The organism is Acinetobacter sp. WCHAc010052 (assembly GCF_002165295.2).
In the GTDB taxonomy this organism is placed as follows: Bacteria; Pseudomonadota; Gammaproteobacteria; order Pseudomonadales; family Moraxellaceae; genus Acinetobacter; species Acinetobacter chinensis.
Genome location: NZ_CP032143.1, coordinates 14,809 through 31,126, shown reverse-complemented (window position 1 = coordinate 31,126; position 16,318 = coordinate 14,809). Strand labels below are relative to the sequence as shown.

At 44.4% G+C, this 16,318-nt stretch carries 9 protein-coding genes, 2 tRNA genes and 2 rRNA genes; 3 read left to right on the top strand and 10 right to left on the bottom strand.

Annotated features, from left to right (window positions below):
- Nucleotides 1-19: 19 nt before the first annotated feature.
- The 5 genes from CDG61_RS00560 to CDG61_RS00535 form a co-directional block, all read right to left on the bottom strand.
- Nucleotides 20-2,913, bottom strand: a 23S ribosomal RNA gene (locus CDG61_RS00560).
- Nucleotides 2,914-3,264: 351 nt separating this feature from the next.
- Nucleotides 3,265-3,340, bottom strand: a tRNA-Ala gene (locus tag CDG61_RS00555).
- A gap of 44 nt (nt 3,341-3,384) precedes the next feature.
- Nucleotides 3,385-3,461: transfer RNA gene (locus tag CDG61_RS00550), tRNA-Ile, on the bottom strand.
- A gap of 59 nt (nt 3,462-3,520) precedes the next feature.
- Nucleotides 3,521-5,057, bottom strand: a 16S ribosomal RNA gene (locus CDG61_RS00545).
- Together the 16S and 23S rRNA genes with 2 tRNA genes alongside form the textbook arrangement of a ribosomal RNA operon.
- A gap of 507 nt (nt 5,058-5,564) precedes the next feature.
- Complete coding sequence (locus CDG61_RS00535; RefSeq protein ID WP_087551623.1) at nt 5,565-7,541, bottom strand: 5'-nucleotidase C-terminal domain-containing protein; 1,977 nt, start codon at nt 7,539-7,541, stop codon at nt 5,565-5,567.
- A 213-nt stretch (nt 7,542-7,754) separates the two neighbouring features.
- Here CDG61_RS00535 and CDG61_RS00530 point away from each other — a divergent pair, with 213 nt between their 5' ends.
- Nucleotides 7,755-8,387 (top strand): YczE/YyaS/YitT family protein, encoded by a 633-nt coding sequence (locus CDG61_RS00530; protein ID WP_118998473.1) that lies wholly within the window; start codon nt 7,755-7,757, stop codon nt 8,385-8,387.
- A gap of 119 nt (nt 8,388-8,506) precedes the next feature.
- On the opposite strand, the gene tauD is transcribed toward CDG61_RS00530, so the two are convergent.
- From tauD to tyrS, 5 genes are all read right to left on the bottom strand, one after another.
- Entirely contained in the window at nt 8,507-9,370 is an 864-nt protein-coding gene (tauD, locus tag CDG61_RS00525; RefSeq protein WP_087551661.1) for a taurine dioxygenase, read from the bottom strand.
- A 358-nt stretch (nt 9,371-9,728) separates the two neighbouring features.
- Complete coding sequence (tauC, locus tag CDG61_RS00520) at nt 9,729-10,571, bottom strand: taurine ABC transporter permease TauC (RefSeq protein ID WP_087551625.1); 843 nt, start codon at nt 10,569-10,571, stop codon at nt 9,729-9,731.
- Between the two features lie 2 nt (nt 10,572-10,573).
- Nucleotides 10,574-11,380, bottom strand: a complete 807-nt coding sequence (gene tauB, locus CDG61_RS00515) for a taurine ABC transporter ATP-binding subunit (RefSeq protein WP_087551626.1) — start codon at nt 11,378-11,380, stop codon at nt 10,574-10,576.
- A gap of 17 nt (nt 11,381-11,397) precedes the next feature.
- A complete protein-coding gene (tauA, locus tag CDG61_RS00510) occupies nt 11,398-12,387 on the bottom strand; it encodes a taurine ABC transporter substrate-binding protein (protein WP_087551627.1) in 990 nt (329 codons plus the stop codon).
- A gap of 518 nt (nt 12,388-12,905) precedes the next feature.
- Entirely contained in the window at nt 12,906-14,120 is a 1,215-nt protein-coding gene (tyrS, locus tag CDG61_RS00505; RefSeq protein WP_087551628.1) for a tyrosine--tRNA ligase, read from the bottom strand.
- Between the two features lie 80 nt (nt 14,121-14,200).
- On the opposite strand from tyrS, the gene CDG61_RS00500 reads away from it, so the two are divergent.
- Nucleotides 14,201-15,328, top strand: a complete 1,128-nt coding sequence (locus tag CDG61_RS00500; RefSeq protein ID WP_087551629.1) for an anhydro-N-acetylmuramic acid kinase — start codon at nt 14,201-14,203, stop codon at nt 15,326-15,328.
- Between the two features lie 132 nt (nt 15,329-15,460).
- On the top strand, nt 15,461-16,303 hold the full coding sequence (locus tag CDG61_RS00495; protein ID WP_087551630.1) for an alpha/beta fold hydrolase: 843 nt from the start codon (nt 15,461-15,463) through the stop codon (nt 16,301-16,303).
- Nucleotides 16,304-16,318 lie beyond the last annotated feature (15 nt).

Here is a 16,318-nt window from a genome sequence, read left to right as displayed (position 1 = left end):
ACAACTGTTTGGGTGTTGTATAGTCAAGCCTCACGAGCAATTAGTACTGGTCAGCTTCACACGTCACCGTGCTTCCACATCCAGCCTATCAACGTCGTAGTCTTCAACGGCTCTTTAGAGGACATAAAGTCCTAGGGAAATCTTATCTTGAGGTAGGCTTCCCGCTTAGATGCTTTCAGCGGTTATCCCTTCCGAACATAGCTACCCGGCGATGCGACTGGCGTCACAACCGGTACACCAGAGGTTCGTCCACTCTGGTCCTCTCGTACTAGGAGCAGATCCTCTCAAATTTCCAGCGCCCACGGTAGATAGGGACCGAACTGTCTCACGACGTTCTAAACCCAGCTCGCGTACCTCTTTAAATGGCGAACAGCCATACCCTTGGGACCTGCTTCAGCCCCAGGATGAGATGAGCCGACATCGAGGTGCCAAACACCGCCGTCGATATGAACTCTTGGGCGGTATCAGCCTGTTATCCCCAGAGTACCTTTTATCCGTTGAGCGATGGCCCTTCCATACAGAACCACCGGATCACTAAGACCTACTTTCGTACCTGCTCGACTTGTGGGTCTCGCAGTTAAGCGCGCTTTTGCCTTTATACTCTACGCGTGATTTCCGACCACGCTGAGCGCACCTTCGTACTCCTCCGTTACTCTTTAGGAGGAGACCGCCCCAGTCAAACTACCCACCAGACATGGTCCTCGTCCCGGATAACGGGACAGAGTTAGAACCTCAATATTACCAGGGTGGTATTTCAAGGATGGCTCCATAGCAACTGGCGTCACTACTTCAAAGCCTCCCACCTATCCTACACAGGTAAGATCAAAGTTCAATGTCAAGCTGCAGTAAAGGTTCACGGGGTCTTTCCGTCTAGCCGCGGGTACACCGCATCTTCACGGCGAATTCGATTTCACTGAGCCTCTGCTGGAGACAGCGCCCCCATCATTATGCCATTCGTGCAGGTCGGAACTTACCCGACAAGGAATTTCGCTACCTTAGGACCGTTATAGTTACGGCCGCCGTTTACTGGGGCTTCGATCAAGAGCTTCGCTTACGCTAACCCCATCAATTAACCTTCCAGCACCGGGCAGGCATCACACCCTATACGTCCACTTTCGTGTTTGCAGAGTGCTATGTTTTTAATAAACAGTTGCAGGGGCCTGGTTTCTGTGGCTGCTGGCCGCTCAGGGAGTAAATCCCATCACCGCCGGCAGCGTACCTTCTCCCGAAGTTACGGTACCATTTTGCCTAGTTCCTTCAGCAGAGTTCTCTCAAGCGCTTTGGTCTACTCGACCTGACCACCTGTGTCGGTTTCGGGTACGATTCCTGTGTAACTGAAGCTTAGAGACTTTTCCTGGAAGTATGGTATCAGCCACTTCACTGTACAAGTACAGCTTGCTATCAGATCTCAGCATAGAGTACCCCGGATTTGCCTAAGATACATGCCTACATCCTTCCACCTGGACAACCAACGCCAGGCTGACTTAACCTTCTCCGTCCTCTCATCGCATTACACACAAGTACTGGAATATTAACCAGTTTCCCATCGACTACGCCTCTCGGCCTCGCCTTAGGGGTCGACTCACCCAGCCCCGATTAACGTTGGACTGGAACCCTTGGTCTTTCAGCGAACGGGTTTTTCACCCGTTTTGTCGTTACTCACGTCAGCATTCGCACTTCTGATACCTCCAGCAGACTTCTCAATCCACCTTCATCGGCTTACAGAACGCTCCCCTACCACTTGCAATAAATTGCAAATCCGCAGCTTCGGCATATAGTTTTAGCCCCGTTACATCTTCCGCGCAGGCCGACTCGACTAGTGAGCTATTACGCTTTCTTTAAAGGGTGGCTGCTTCTAAGCCAACCTCCTAGCTGTCTATGCCTTCCCACATCGTTTCCCACTTAACTATAATTTTGGGGCCTTAGCTGGCGGTCTGGATTGTTTTCCTCTTGACTACGGACGTTAGCACCCGCAGTCTGTCTCCCGGATAGTACTCATTGGTATTCGGAGTTTGCATCGGTTTGGTAAGTCGGGATGACCCCCTAGCCGAAACAGTGCTCTACCCCCAATGGTATTCGTCCGAGGCGCTACCTAAATAGCTTTCGGGGAGAACCAGCTATCACCGAGTTTGATTAGCCTTTCACCCCTATCCACAAGTCATCCCCTGGCTTTTCAACGACAGTGGGTTCGGTCCTCCAGTTAGTGTTACCCAACCTTCAACCTGCTCATGGATAGATCACCCGGTTTCGGGTCTACACCCAGCAACTGAACGCCCTATTAAGACTCGGTTTCCCTACGGCTCCCCTATACGGTTAACCTTGCTACTGAATGTAAGTCGCTGACCCATTATACAAAAGGTACGCAGTCACCGAACAAGTCGGCTCCCACTGCTTGTATGCATGCGGTTTCAGGATCTGTTTCACTCCCCTCACAGGGGTTCTTTTCGCCTTTCCCTCACGGTACTGGTTCACTATCGGTCAGTCAGGAGTATTTAGCCTTGGAGGATGGTCCCCCCATATTCAGACAAGGTTTCACGTGCCTCGCCCTACTCGACATCATCATATAAGCCCTTTCGCGTACAGGACTATCACCTACTATGGTTGCACTTCCCAGAGCATTCCACTAAAGCTTATATGACTTAATGGGCTGTTCCCCGTTCGCTCGCCGCTACTGAGGGAATCTCAATTGATTTCTTTTCCTAAGGGTACTGAGATGTTTCACTTCCCCTCGTTCGCCTCGCAACACTATGTATTCATGTTACGATACCTGCCTTATAGCAGGTGGGTTTCCCCATTCAGAAATCTCCGGATCAAAGGATATTTGCCGCCTCCCCGGAGCTTATCGCAGGCTATTACGTCTTTCATCGCCTCTGACTGCCAAGGCATCCACCACATGCACTTAATTACTTGACTATACAACCCCAAACAGTCGTTCATCCCTACAAGTAGGATGAGCAACAGATCGCGACGATTTCTCATCACTCTCATACAGTTGGCGTCTGTGAAATTAATCACTGTACAGCTTCAATTAGATTCATATACCAAAACGCTTGATTCAGTTTAATCGCTAGTTTCTCATTTCTTGTAGTTGCCTACTTGAAACGAGTATGAACAATTTATTTCAACTCAAATATATGCTGTTAATGATTAACTACCGCCTCGTCAGCAGGTAGCAAACTGTGATAAATCACAGAACTTAATAAACTGAAATCAGATGATGTCATATTCACTAAATTCTATAATTCAGAACTTCACTTAATGTGATGGTGGAGACTAGGAGAGTCGAACTCCTGACCTCCTGCGTGCAAAGCAGGCGCTCTACCAACTAAGCTAAGTCCCCAGTTAAGATCCCGATATATCTGTTTCTGTGCTGATTCGTCAGAATGGTGGGTCTGACAAGACTTGAACTTGTGACCCCACGCTTATCAAGCGTGTGCTCTAACCAACTGAGCTACAGACCCTCAGATACATCAATGAAGAACAACTTGTTGTGGATTCTTACCAATCGTCAATCTTTCGTTAAGGAGGTGATCCAGCCGCAGGTTCCCCTACGGCTACCTTGTTACGACTTCACCCCAGTCGTCGGCCACACCGTGGTAAGCGTCCTCCTTACGGTTAGACTACCTACTTCTGGTGCAACAAACTCCCATGGTGTGACGGGCGGTGTGTACAAGGCCCGGGAACGTATTCACCGCGGCATTCTGATCCGCGATTACTAGCGATTCCGACTTCATGGAGTCGAGTTGCAGACTCCAATCCGGACTACGATCGGCTTTTTGAGATTAGCATCCTATCGCTAGGTAGCAACCCTTTGTACCGACCATTGTAGCACGTGTGTAGCCCTGGTCGTAAGGGCCATGATGACTTGACGTCGTCCCCGCCTTCCTCCAGTTTGTCACTGGCAGTATCCTTAAAGTTCCCACCCGAAGTGCTGGCAAATAAGGAAAAGGGTTGCGCTCGTTGCGGGACTTAACCCAACATCTCACGACACGAGCTGACGACAGCCATGCAGCACCTGTATGTAAGTTCCCGAAGGCACCAATCCATCTCTGGAAAGTTCTTACTATGTCAAGACCAGGTAAGGTTCTTCGCGTTGCATCGAATTAAACCACATGCTCCACCGCTTGTGCGGGCCCCCGTCAATTCATTTGAGTTTTAGTCTTGCGACCGTACTCCCCAGGCGGTCTACTTATCGCGTTAGCTGCGCCACTAAAGCCTCAAAGGCCCCAACGGCTAGTAGACATCGTTTACGGCATGGACTACCAGGGTATCTAATCCTGTTTGCTCCCCATGCTTTCGTACCTCAGCGTCAGTATTAGGCCAGATGGCTGCCTTCGCCATCGGTATTCCTCCAGATCTCTACGCATTTCACCGCTACACCTGGAATTCTACCATCCTCTCCCATACTCTAGCTTCCCAGTATCGAATGCAATTCCTAAGTTAAGCTCAGGGATTTCACATCCGACTTAAAAAGCCGCCTACGTACGCTTTACGCCCAGTAAATCCGATTAACGCTCGCACCCTCTGTATTACCGCGGCTGCTGGCACAGAGTTAGCCGGTGCTTATTCTGCGAGTAACGTCCACTATCCCTGGGTATTAACCAGAGTAGCCTCCTCCTCGCTTAAAGTGCTTTACAACCAAAAGGCCTTCTTCACACACGCGGCATGGCTGGATCAGGGTTCCCCCCATTGTCCAATATTCCCCACTGCTGCCTCCCGTAGGAGTCTGGGCCGTGTCTCAGTCCCAGTGTGGCGGATCATCCTCTCAGACCCGCTACAGATCGTCGCCTTGGTAGGCCTTTACCCCACCAACTAGCTAATCCGACTTAGGCTCATCTATTAGCGCAAGGTCTAATGATCCCCTGCTTTCCCCCGTAGGGCGTATGCGGTATTAGCATTCCTTTCGGAATGTTGTCCCCCACTAATAGGCAGATTCCTAAGCATTACTCACCCGTCCGCCGCTAAGATCAGTAGCAAGCTACATCTCTCCGCTCGACTTGCATGTGTTAAGCCTGCCGCCAGCGTTCAATCTGAGCCATGATCAAACTCTTCAGTTTAATACTTGCTAGCACCTTAAAGGGTGCCAATCTTGGCTCATCAATTTTCTGACAAATTCTCTCAAATAAACTTCGAGTAATTTAAACCATCAATCAATGAAAATAATTTCGATCGATCAATCAGTAAAAATCCACACAAGTTGTTCTTCATATTCTCTTAATGATCTTCTCGATGCTTCGTCAGCATCAAGCTAGGTCGGCTATATTACTCTGAATCTCTTCAAAGTCAACATGTAATGTAAATTATTTTAAACTTTCTTTCTAAAACCCAGCTTAACCATTCTATGCTAAGCCACTGTTTTATCAGAAGTTTTAATCTTCATCACCGCCGATGGATGTGCATTCTACAGCATTTCAGAGCAGACACAACCCCTTTTTCAAAGGTTTTTAATCGTGTGGACGTTTTTTCTACCAAATTTGTGAAAAAATCGTTTTTTTATCTATTTTTTGAGCATTTTTATAAAAAAATCCCGCCGAAGCGGGATTTTTTGCATTTATTTATTCATGTTATTTGGCTTTGTCGATAAACAACTGGGTGCTGTACTCCGTTGTTGCCAGTTTATTGATCTTCTTCTGACCAATCTGTCCTGGAAGTGCCTGTGCGTACTTTAAAAAGGCTTCTGCATAGTCCAGACCGACATTGACACGGCGTTCACCTGTAATGGTTTTCAGTGTTGTGTAGTAGTCACCACCATTTGCAAGGAAATCAATCGTGATGACTTTATATGTTTTATTCAGATCCAGATTTTCATATTGCCCTGCATCATTACGTACCTGAATCTGGCTGAGGCGTTGACCTTTGTTTTGAGTGAAGTCGACATTCCAGCGTAATCCGCCTGTATATGGATAACTGCCTGTATTGTTCTGTGCAATCACACCATCTATTGCATCTTCCAGCGTCGCTTTCACTTCTGCACCCGTCATATCCAGACGCAATAAGGTATTTTTAAATGGCAGGACATTATAGATTTTACCGACGCTGACATCGCCCAAAGCAACATCTTCACGTACACCGCCACCATTCTGGAAGGAGATATCGGCATTGAAGAATGTCTTGCCCTGCTGTAAAAATGCCTCTGCAATGATTTGTTGAATATCACCGCCATGCTGATCTACATGTGAGTTTTTATTACAGACATCTCCTAAAGAGGAACGTCCTACATCGCGTTGCGTTCCTGGGACACGGCGCGAACATAGATTATCAGTCGCTTGTCCTACGACTTCTTCAGCAAACTTTTGCTTTTGAGTTTGGTATGGTTGAATAACATTCAATGTTTTCGCATCAGGCTGAATAAAATTAAATGGTACTTCATCAGCTTTAATTTGATTCAGAATAATCGCTTTTTCTGCTGCACTGATATTTGGAATATCATTGCGGTTATATTTTTTCTGTTGTGCAGGACTTTTATCCGCATTAAACTTAATTAAATCAGCATTATACTTTTTAATGTCTACCGTGCGTTTAATATCATCACCTAAAAGTAGGTGCGGTGTACCTGCACAACTGACAATTTTACCATCTTTGTCAAATTTAACATTCAACTCACCCACAATATAGCTATATTGCCAAGCCTGAGCCACGCAAACTAAGTTTCCGTCTTTATTCTTCAGTTGAGTTGGATAAGCACCTTCTGGGGTCATATTGTATTTTTTCAGACTCTCAGGACCAAGCAATGTATGTGAGTCCCCACCAATAATAACATCGATATCGGTCAGTGATTGAGCAAGTTGCTGATCCAGGTCGTAGCCTACATGGGTTTGCAGGATAATATTTTTAATGCCTTGTGCTTTGTATTGATCAATTTCTTTTTGTGCTGTGACGATCTCATCTGCAAATAAAGTATCTGCATTCGGTTGTGATGAATTTTTAGTTTTCTTCGCCACCGTTAGACCGATGATGGCAAATTTCACCCCATCTTTTTCGAAGACTTGTGATTTTTGAATACGGTTGGTTTTATATAATGGTGAAGAAGCGCCAAAAGTAACATTGGCAGTCAGTATTTTAGTTTTGTCTTTACATACGCCTTGATCAAGGAAATCTATAAATTTTTTCAATCCATCATCATGGGCATCAAATTCATGGTTTCCTGGTGTAAAGGTGTCAAAACAGACGGTATTCATTGCATCAGCATCTGCTTTACCATCGCTTAAGTTGTAGTACAAATCCCCTGTAACTGCATCACCCGCATGAATTTTTAGCGCATTCTTCTTTTCTGCTGCCAGTTGATTGATCAAAGCTGTTACACGTGCGAAACCACCTTTTGCTGCATTAAAATCTTCATCACCTTGTCCAATATTAGCTTTTAATGCAAAACCATCTTTATCTTCATCAAGATGTGAATGGTGATCATTGATATGTAAAATATTAAGTTCCAGTGGCTTTGCTTCAACCTTTACAGCCGTATCATTATCGTCATTACAGGCTGTCAAAAGTATCGAGAGAACCGACAATGCCAGTATTTGTTTTTTATTATTAATCAACATGATATTCCCAGTCAGTAATATAAACTGGCTTTTATTCTGTCTGTTTTTTATTTAATCCTGATGAATAATTGAGCACACAAAAGTTTTTTTACTTTTTTCATCATCATTAAAAATGATCATTCCATAAAACTGGGGTATTTTCTTTGCTTTCGCCTTATAGATCATACAAGGACAAAGGCATACACTTTTTTATTTACGCTTTTATCCAGTCCAATGCCAAAACACTTTCTGCTTCGTATACTCACCTTATTTTGTGGCTTAAGTTTATTGTCCTTTGGCGTTGCACTTTCAATCCGTTCTAATTTGGGTACTTCTCCAATTTCTTCCGTGCCTTATGTATTCAGCTATATTTTCCCATTAAGTGTCGGCGTACTGACCATTATCCTGCATGCTATTTTTATTCTGATGCAAATGGCGATTTTAGGTAAGCAGTTTCAGATGATTCAGTGGCTGCAACTTGTGGTGGGCATTGTATTTGGTGTGTTTATTGATGTCGCGCTTTGGCTGACGCAGTTTATGGACATTCAACAATACGTTTACCAAATGTCAGTGTCATTGATCAGTTGTGTGATCACGGCGATCGGTGTGATTTTACAGGTTAAAGCACGTTTAATTTATCTGGCAGGTGAAGGGGTTTATCAGGCTTTTGCGATCCGGTTTAACAAAAATTATGGCACAGTCAAAACCTATGGCGATGTGATTCTTGTGGCTTTTGCAGCGATCAGCTCTTATCTGGTGTTACATCAACTGATCGGGATTCGCGAAGGGACGATTATTTCTGCTTTTTTAATTGGAACACTGATACGCACGATGATGCCTAAATTCAGTTTTTTAGATTTTAAATAAAGTGTTCTTTCTTATGTGACTCATCAATAATAAATCCATGTGAATTTACTGAAACTCACATGGATCAAATCATTAAAACAATACTCTTAAAATCGTACTTTCAAACCAATACGTTCAAATCAATCCGCCTGATAAAACGGTTTATCCCCCATCAAAGTCGCACGGTTCATCACACGATGTGCAGGACGATAATCATCTACGGCATAATGGAAAGTACAACGGTTATCCCAGAAAGCCACATCATTGGCTTGCCATGACCAGCGCACCACAAACTCTGGCTTTTGAATATGCTCAAACAACATTTTCAATACTGCATCGCTTTCTTTTGCTTCCAGTTCGTTAATTCGAGTGGTGAATCCTTCACTGACGAATAATGCTTTACGACCTGTCACAGGATGTGTACGGATCACAGGATGGCTGATCGGTGGATGTTTTTTCTTGGCTGCTTCCAGTTTTTCCAGTTCAGCAGGATCTCCACCAAAACGATCTACAGGGAATGAACGTGCAATATCATGTGTCGCAGTCAATCCTTCTAACATATTTTGCATCGGTTTTGATAAGGCTTCAAAAGCGGCTGTTCCACTTGACCATAAAGTATCACCACCCCACGCTGGTACTTTCTTGGCACTGAGAATTGCACCCATCGCAGGTTCTTCAAGGAAAGTTACATCGGTATGCCAAAGTGCATTGTCACGTAAATCATTCAGTTCAGTATCCAGTACCATAATTTCTGGCTGTTCTGGAATGTTTGGGTAAATCGGATGGACATGCAACTGACCAAATTGACGGGAAAATGCCGCGTGTTGCTGCGGTGTCATTTGCTGATTTCTAAAGAAAATCACCTGATATTTCAGTAAAGCTGCTTCAATCGAAGCTTTTTCCTCATGTGTTAAAGGCTGATTAAAATTAACACCTTCAATTAAAGCACCAATCGTTGGGTTCAATGGGGTCACTTTAAAAGTACTTGAAACAACAGCGTTCATTTCTTCCTCGATCATCTCATGATGTTTGAAAAGATTTAAATAACTTAATCCATCGATGTTCCTTGCCAAAAACTTAATAATATTTTTAAGTCTTAGACGGAGTCTTACATCAAAGGTTTTAATTTCAGGATTAGCCTTCGGCTCGAGGTACTTTTCTTTCGGGAAAAGTACCCAAAACCATTGTCATCCGCAAAACTCGTCAGCTACCGAATATTAATCATTGCATTGCAAAAAAAATACGCAACAAAAGTAGTCCTGCCTCAAACAGTTGCGGATGACGTTTTCGCGTATCCAACTTAATCTGATTTTAAATATGCTTTTAACACTCAGTTTCCTAGAAACTTTAGCTTGATCAGGCTTACAAAGATTGCTTATCCCAAGGCACCAGTTTTCTCTGCAAACGGCGCAGACCAATTTCCAGAATAAAAGCAATCACCGCAATAATTAAGATACCTACGATCACCACATCTGTCGCTAAAAGCTGTGAAGAGGATTGCACCATAAAGCCTAAACCCTCAGAAGCACCCACCAGTTCAGCAGCAACCAGTGTAGACCAACCCACGCCCAAACCAATGCGAATCCCCGTCAGAATATTGGGTAATGAGCTTGGTAAGATCACATGTTTAATAATCTGCATCTGGCTTGCACCCAAAGACTGTGCAGCACGAATTTTAGCTTGATCGACTGAACGTACACCTGTCGCAGTTGCAATCACAATCGGGGCAAAGATCGCTAAATAAATCAGCAAGACTTTGGATAATTCACCGATACCACACCAGATCACGATTAATGGTAAATAAGCCAAAGGCGGAATCGGACGGTAAAACTCAATAATCGGGTCTAATACACCACGAACAATTTTATTGCGTCCAATCGCAATACCTAAAGGAATCGCTGTAATCACTGCAGCAATTAAAGCTGTTCCAATACGTCCCAGACTTGCACCGATATGACTCCATAAGCTGATGCTCATATAGCCATTGGCAACTAAATCCTGAAAACGATCAATCACCGCAACTGGAGAGGGTAAAAATAAAGCATCAATCCATCCCAATGTCGTTACCAACCACCACACAGCGATGAGGGCAATAATCGTAATCGTACTGATCAGAGTAATACTGGTTTCACGTGGAACTTTTTTGGAAGCCGACTGAGGTGCTGTACCTTGAGCAACCAATTCAGGATCTAAATGTGCTGTCATGATTACACCTGCTCGACGTGTTGGTCCTGAATATTCAGCTGACCGTTTTGAATAAAGATACGATTCAACACATATTCACGTGTTTCAATAAATTTCGGATCTGATTTAATACTGCGTGCAGACTCACCATTGGCATAACGTTTGGCAAAATCCAGTTCCAGCTTTTCAACAATCCGCCCTGGATTTGGTGCCAGAATAATCAGATCTGTGGCAAGGAAAACCGCTTCCTCAATATCATGGGTAATTAAGAATGTCGGTTTAGCTGTGCTTTTCCAAACATCTAATAATAGACATTGCATTTGTTCTCGGATAAATGCATCCAATGCGCCAAACGGTTCATCCATTAACAATATTTTAGGATCAGATGCTAAAGCACGGGCTAAACCTACACGTTGACGTTGCCCACCTGAAAGTTCCCAGATATGACGTTGACCGAAACCGTCTAAATTGACCAGGCTTAATAACTCCTGTGCTTTGCTCAGTCTTGTTTTTCGATCTATACCTGCAAGTTCTAAACCAAAGGCTATATTGTCCTGTACATTTTGCCACGGCAATAACACATCATCCTGAAACACCACACCACGATCACGACTTGGTGCAAGCACTTCCTCACCATCGAGTTTGATCGAACCGAGTTGTGGATGAGTAAAGCCTGCAATCAGGTTTAATAATGTTGTTTTACCGCTACCTGAAGCGCCTAACGCCACCATCAGCTGCTCAGAACCTAACTCGAAAGATACATCCTGCAGTACAGGGTGTTGAGCACCAGCATACTGCGCTTGTACATGTTCTACCGTCAATACAGCCATGATGAACCCTTCCGATCTTATTTAGACCCGCTGATATAGCGTGTCGTAATAAACTGTTGATAATCTGGAGACACTTTTCTCACCAAACCTTGTGCTTTTAGAAAATTTACTGAATTGGCAATATTTTGAATGGTACGCCCACCTAGATACTGCTGACTCAGTTGCACCTGGCGATCTGGATATTCCGCACCTGCAAGTAAAGTCGGTACATCCTGCGCATCTACACCTGTAATTTTGGCAATCTTTTTGACCGCAGGATAATCTGCCGTCCACTGTTTCTTATTACGGTTATAACTGTCGTAATAATTCAAAGTCACCGTAGAAAATTTACTTAAAACATCAGGATTCTTTTTGGCAAAATCTTTACGCGCGACCCAAACTTCAAACGTTGGAGAACCCCATTTCCCCACCTGCCCTGCATCAGTCATGACTTTGCCTGTTTTTTTGATATTGGCAAGTGCAGGTGACCAAACAAATGCACCATCAATATCACCACGACGCCATGCCGCATTGATTTCCGCAGGTTTTAAATTCAGTAAACGAATCTGATTGGTTTTGATATTCCAGTGTTTCAAAGCACCTAACAAACTGTAGTGTGATGTTGAAGCAAATGGCGTTGCAATTTTTTTACCAATCAAATCTTTTGGGCTATGAATCCCTGAACCATTGCGTACCACCAGTGCTTCTGCACTTTTCAGATCGGTTGAAATCAAAAACACTTCGATCGGTAGGTTATTTGCAACCGCCGCACCCAATGGACTTGAACCAATCAACGCAATATCGACAGAACCTGACGCCAAAGCCGTTAATACTTCTGCCCCACTGTTAAATAAACGCCAATCCAGCTTTTGCCCAATCGCTTTGTCATAGACACCATCTGCCTGTGCCACTTTGGCAGGTTCGATGTTGGTTTGATAACCAATGACGATGGAGCGTGCATTTGTCAGCCCACTCATGCCCATTAAGACAGTGAATGAACTCAACAAAATCAGTTGAGGAAGTTTCATGAGCGATGATAAAATGTGCCAGGAGAAAGGATTAAAATTCATGTTAATGGTAAGGTTTTCGTATATTAATAAAAAATATGTTTTTCAGATTTGCTTATCTTTTTTATTAATTTAGAAAGTGCGCAGAGTATGCTGTGACGGTTGGAGTGATTTGAATTTTCAGACAAAAAAAAGAAAGAGATCTCTCCCAAAACCTCTCCCTCAGAATTAGATCCTTTAACGATCCATCATGTCATTATTATAGTTATTCCCTTAAAACAAATTAAAAAGAGTCTCTTGGGGAAGAGACCTATAAACTGTGGAGCCTGCCTGTGCTTTTCAGGTCTGAACAGAATATTTATACACCTGTTCATTATGAGTAAATAATATACATAGATCCAGACAAAATCAATAATTATGGAAAAATTTAACCTTTGTTTTAATACGTTTTTTTTGAATTTTGTTATTCAGATAACTTATAAGCAAAAAAAAAACAGGAATGGATGAAAACCCATTCCTGTCTCTGTTCTGGCAATGTATCAGTCAGTAAACGTTACTTTTGCAATCGCTTTTTTACTTGCCTGAATAATCAGCGTACCGTTTTCTTTCACCATGTAGCTTGCATCCACAACATTCCAGTCCACTTTTACTGCACCACGACCAACAGCATCTTTAGACTGTGCCGAGTTTTTGGTTAAACCCGCTGCACGTAAAATCGAAATAATGGAAACTTCACCACCGAACTCACCACGTGAAATGGTCACTTCCGGTGTATCTTCCGGTAATTCGCCTTCAGTGATCAGATTACCCGCACCTTTATGAGCATGTTCAGCAGCTTCCGCACCGTGGAAACGTTCCACCAGTTCAAGTGCAAGAATTTTCTTCACTTCCTGCGGATTACGCCCTTCTTCAATCTCTTTCAGCAAGGCTGCAATTTCATCCAGCGATTTAAAGCTGAGTAAATCAAAATAACGTTCAATCAGGCTGTCTGGCATGGACAGGACTTTCTGGTACATCGCGCCTGGAGCATCAAATACACCAATATAGTTACCCAGTGATTTGGACATTTTATTAACGCCATCCAGACCTTCCAGGATAGGAACAGTAATACAGACCTGAGCTTCCTGATCATAACGCCCCTGAAGTGTACGACCCATCAACAGGTTAAAGGTCTGATCCGTACCGCCCAGTTCCACATCTGCTTCCAGTGCAATTGAGTCATATCCCTGAACCAGCGGATATAAAAATTCATGAATCGCAATAGGCTGATGACTGTTATAACGCTTGGTAAAGTCATCACGTTCAAGCATACGGGCAACCGTCTGCTGTGAAGCCAGCTGAATCAAGTCCGCAGCAGTCCGGTTGGCAAACCATTCTGAGTTAAAGCGCACTTTGGTTTTTTCAGGGTCCAGGATTTTAAACACCTGTTCCTGATAGGTTCTGGCATTTTCCAGCACCTGCTCACGGGACAGCGGTGGACGCGTTGCACTTTTACCTGTTGGGTCGCCAATCATGGCTGTATAGTCACCAATCAGAAAAGTGACTTCATGTCCCAGATCCTGAAAGGTTTTCAGTTTGTTGATCAGAACCGTATGCCCCAGATGCAAATCAGGTGCAGTCGGGTCGAAACCCGCTTTAATTTTTAAAGGACGATTTTCCTTGAGTTTCTTTAAAAGATCCTCTTCAGAAATAATTTCGTGGGTGCCTCGTTGGATGAGGGCAAGTTGTTCTTCCGCCGGCAGGAAATTTGACATCACAAAATCCAATACATCAGTTATCTCATTTGTGAGATATACTAACACTTTTTCAGCACATTGCAGGCTTAAGAATCACCATGACAGCGATCTATATTGGCGTAATGACGGGCACCAGCATGGATGGTGTGGATATTGTCGCTGCTTCTTTTGATCCACTGCAGTTACATGCGTCTCTGACACTGGCTTTTGATCCCGACCTTCGGGATGAGCTGATGGCGCTGACGTTACCTGGTGATAATGAAATAGACCGTATGGGTAAGGCAGATGTCAGTCTGGCAAAGATGATCGGTCATGGCATCAATACCCTGATTGAAGAAAACCAGCTGGACAGATCACTGATTAAAGCTATTGGTTCACACGGGCAGACTATCCGTCACCGTCCTGAACATGGCTTTACCCTTCAGATTGGTGACCCCAATATCATTACCGAAATTACTCAGATTCCTGTTGTTTCAGACTTCCGTCGTCGTGATATGGCGGCTGGCGGTCAGGGTGCTCCTCTGGTTCCGGCTTTTCATCAGGCACTGTTTCAGCACCCGACCATCCACCGTGTCATTCTGAATTTAGGTGGAATCGCCAATGTTTCCATGTTGCCCGCTGGCAATCCGGATAATGTATATGGATTTGACACCGGTCCTGCCAATATCCTGATGGATGCCTGGTGTCATCGTTACACCGGTCAGCCTTATGATGAAAATGGCAACTGGGCAACTTACGGTCAGCCCGTCAGAAGCCTACTGGAACGTCTGCAGTCGCATGAGTATTTTTCTAAAGAACCACCCAAAAGTACAGGACGTGAAGATTTCAATCTGGAATGGCTGGATGAGCAGATTGCAGACTGGAAAAATGATCTGGAATATGACGAACTGGAAGACACTCCTGAAAATGTTCAGGCAACCTTAATGAAACTGACCACCCGCGCCATTAAAAAGGCCATTTACCGCTCACCACTCGATACAGGTGAAGTCTATGTCTGTGGTGGCGGTGCTTATAACTCTCATCTGCTTGAACAGCTGCGCTGGCGTTTGCGTAAACACAACTGGTCTGTACAGAGTACTTCAGCACTGGGGCTGGCGCCAACCTGGGTCGAAGCTACAGCATTTGCGTGGCTTGCCATGCGCTTTGACCAGCAGCTCAGCGGTAATCTTCCTGCTGTCACAGGTGCAAAAGGTGACCGGATTCTGGGAACCATCACAGTCGTCTGAGACCTGACTTCTACAGCAACAGAAATTGTTTAACAATTTTCGACCTGATATGCCTGAGACCTGTCCTTTTCTGCTTTTCCACAAAAAGTGGAATCTGTCAGCATGGACAGAAACTGTACAGAGCTATTTATCATGACTGTAAACACTCAACGGATTACGCAATTTCAGCGGGACCAGCTGACCTTTGATGTCCTGGATACAGGTCCTTTAGATGGTCAGCCTTTTGTCCTGTTACATGGCTTTCCTGAAACCAACAAAAGCTGGCAACAGACAGCTGATATTCTGAATGCTCAGGGCTTCAGAACCTATGCAGTCAATCAACGCGGATACAGCCTGGGTGCCCGTCCCAGAAACCGCAGGGATTATCGAAGTTCTGCACTGGTGGAAGATGTTCACACGCTGCTGAAGCTGATCGGACAGCCCGTGTATCTGGTCGGTCATGACTGGGGTGCGGTCATTGCCTGGGATATTGCCCAGCGTTATCCAGAAAAAATTAAGCACCTAATTTCAGTATCTGTTCCTCACAAAGCTGCATTTATACGTTCCATGCTCAGCAGTACGCAACTGTTTAAATCTTATTATATGGGGCTGTTTCAGTTACCTGAAATTCCAGAACTGTTTTTTACCCGACTCTCAAAAATAGGACTGGGACTGCTCAAAAACTCAGGCATGACCGAACAGCAGCTCAAAGACTTTCAGCAGGAAATTGTAGAAGAAAAAAGACTCAGTACGGCGCTGAACTGGTACCGCGGCATTCCGTTCAGTTCAAATAAATATCTGACTCAGCCCGTCAAAGTCCCGACACTTTTCATATGGGGCAAACATGATTCAGCTATTGGTGAAAAGTCTGTTCAGTTAAACAGGCAATATGTTGATGCGCCTTATACTGAAGTAATTATGGATGCCACGCACTGGATTCCTGTACAGAATGCACAGCAACTGAGTGAACATATTCTTCAGGCAATTGCTGCCTGAAAGTATATACCGTAA

What these genes read in the sequence shown, in the direction of transcription:
- tauB (WP_087551626.1), bottom strand. Translation starts at nt 11,380, where the DNA reads ATGGCTGTATTGACGGTAGAACATGTACAAGCGCAGTATGCTGGTGCT.
- tauC (WP_087551625.1), bottom strand. Translation starts at nt 10,571, where the DNA reads ATGACAGCACATTTAGATCCTGAATTGGTTGCTCAAGGTACAGCACCT.
- CDG61_RS00495 (WP_087551630.1), top strand. Translation starts at nt 15,461, where the DNA reads ATGACTGTAAACACTCAACGGATTACGCAATTTCAGCGGGACCAGCTG.
- CDG61_RS00500 (WP_087551629.1), top strand. Translation starts at nt 14,201, where the DNA reads ATGACAGCGATCTATATTGGCGTAATGACGGGCACCAGCATGGATGGT.
- tauD (WP_087551661.1), bottom strand. Translation starts at nt 9,370, where the DNA reads ATGAACGCTGTTGTTTCAAGTACTTTTAAAGTGACCCCATTGAACCCA.
- tauA (WP_087551627.1), bottom strand. Translation starts at nt 12,387, where the DNA reads ATGAAACTTCCTCAACTGATTTTGTTGAGTTCATTCACTGTCTTAATG.
- CDG61_RS00530 (WP_118998473.1), top strand. Translation starts at nt 7,755, where the DNA reads ATGCCAAAACACTTTCTGCTTCGTATACTCACCTTATTTTGTGGCTTA.
- tyrS (WP_087551628.1), bottom strand. Translation starts at nt 14,120, where the DNA reads ATGTCAAATTTCCTGCCGGCGGAAGAACAACTTGCCCTCATCCAACGA.
- CDG61_RS00535 (WP_087551623.1), bottom strand. Translation starts at nt 7,541, where the DNA reads ATGTTGATTAATAATAAAAAACAAATACTGGCATTGTCGGTTCTCTCG.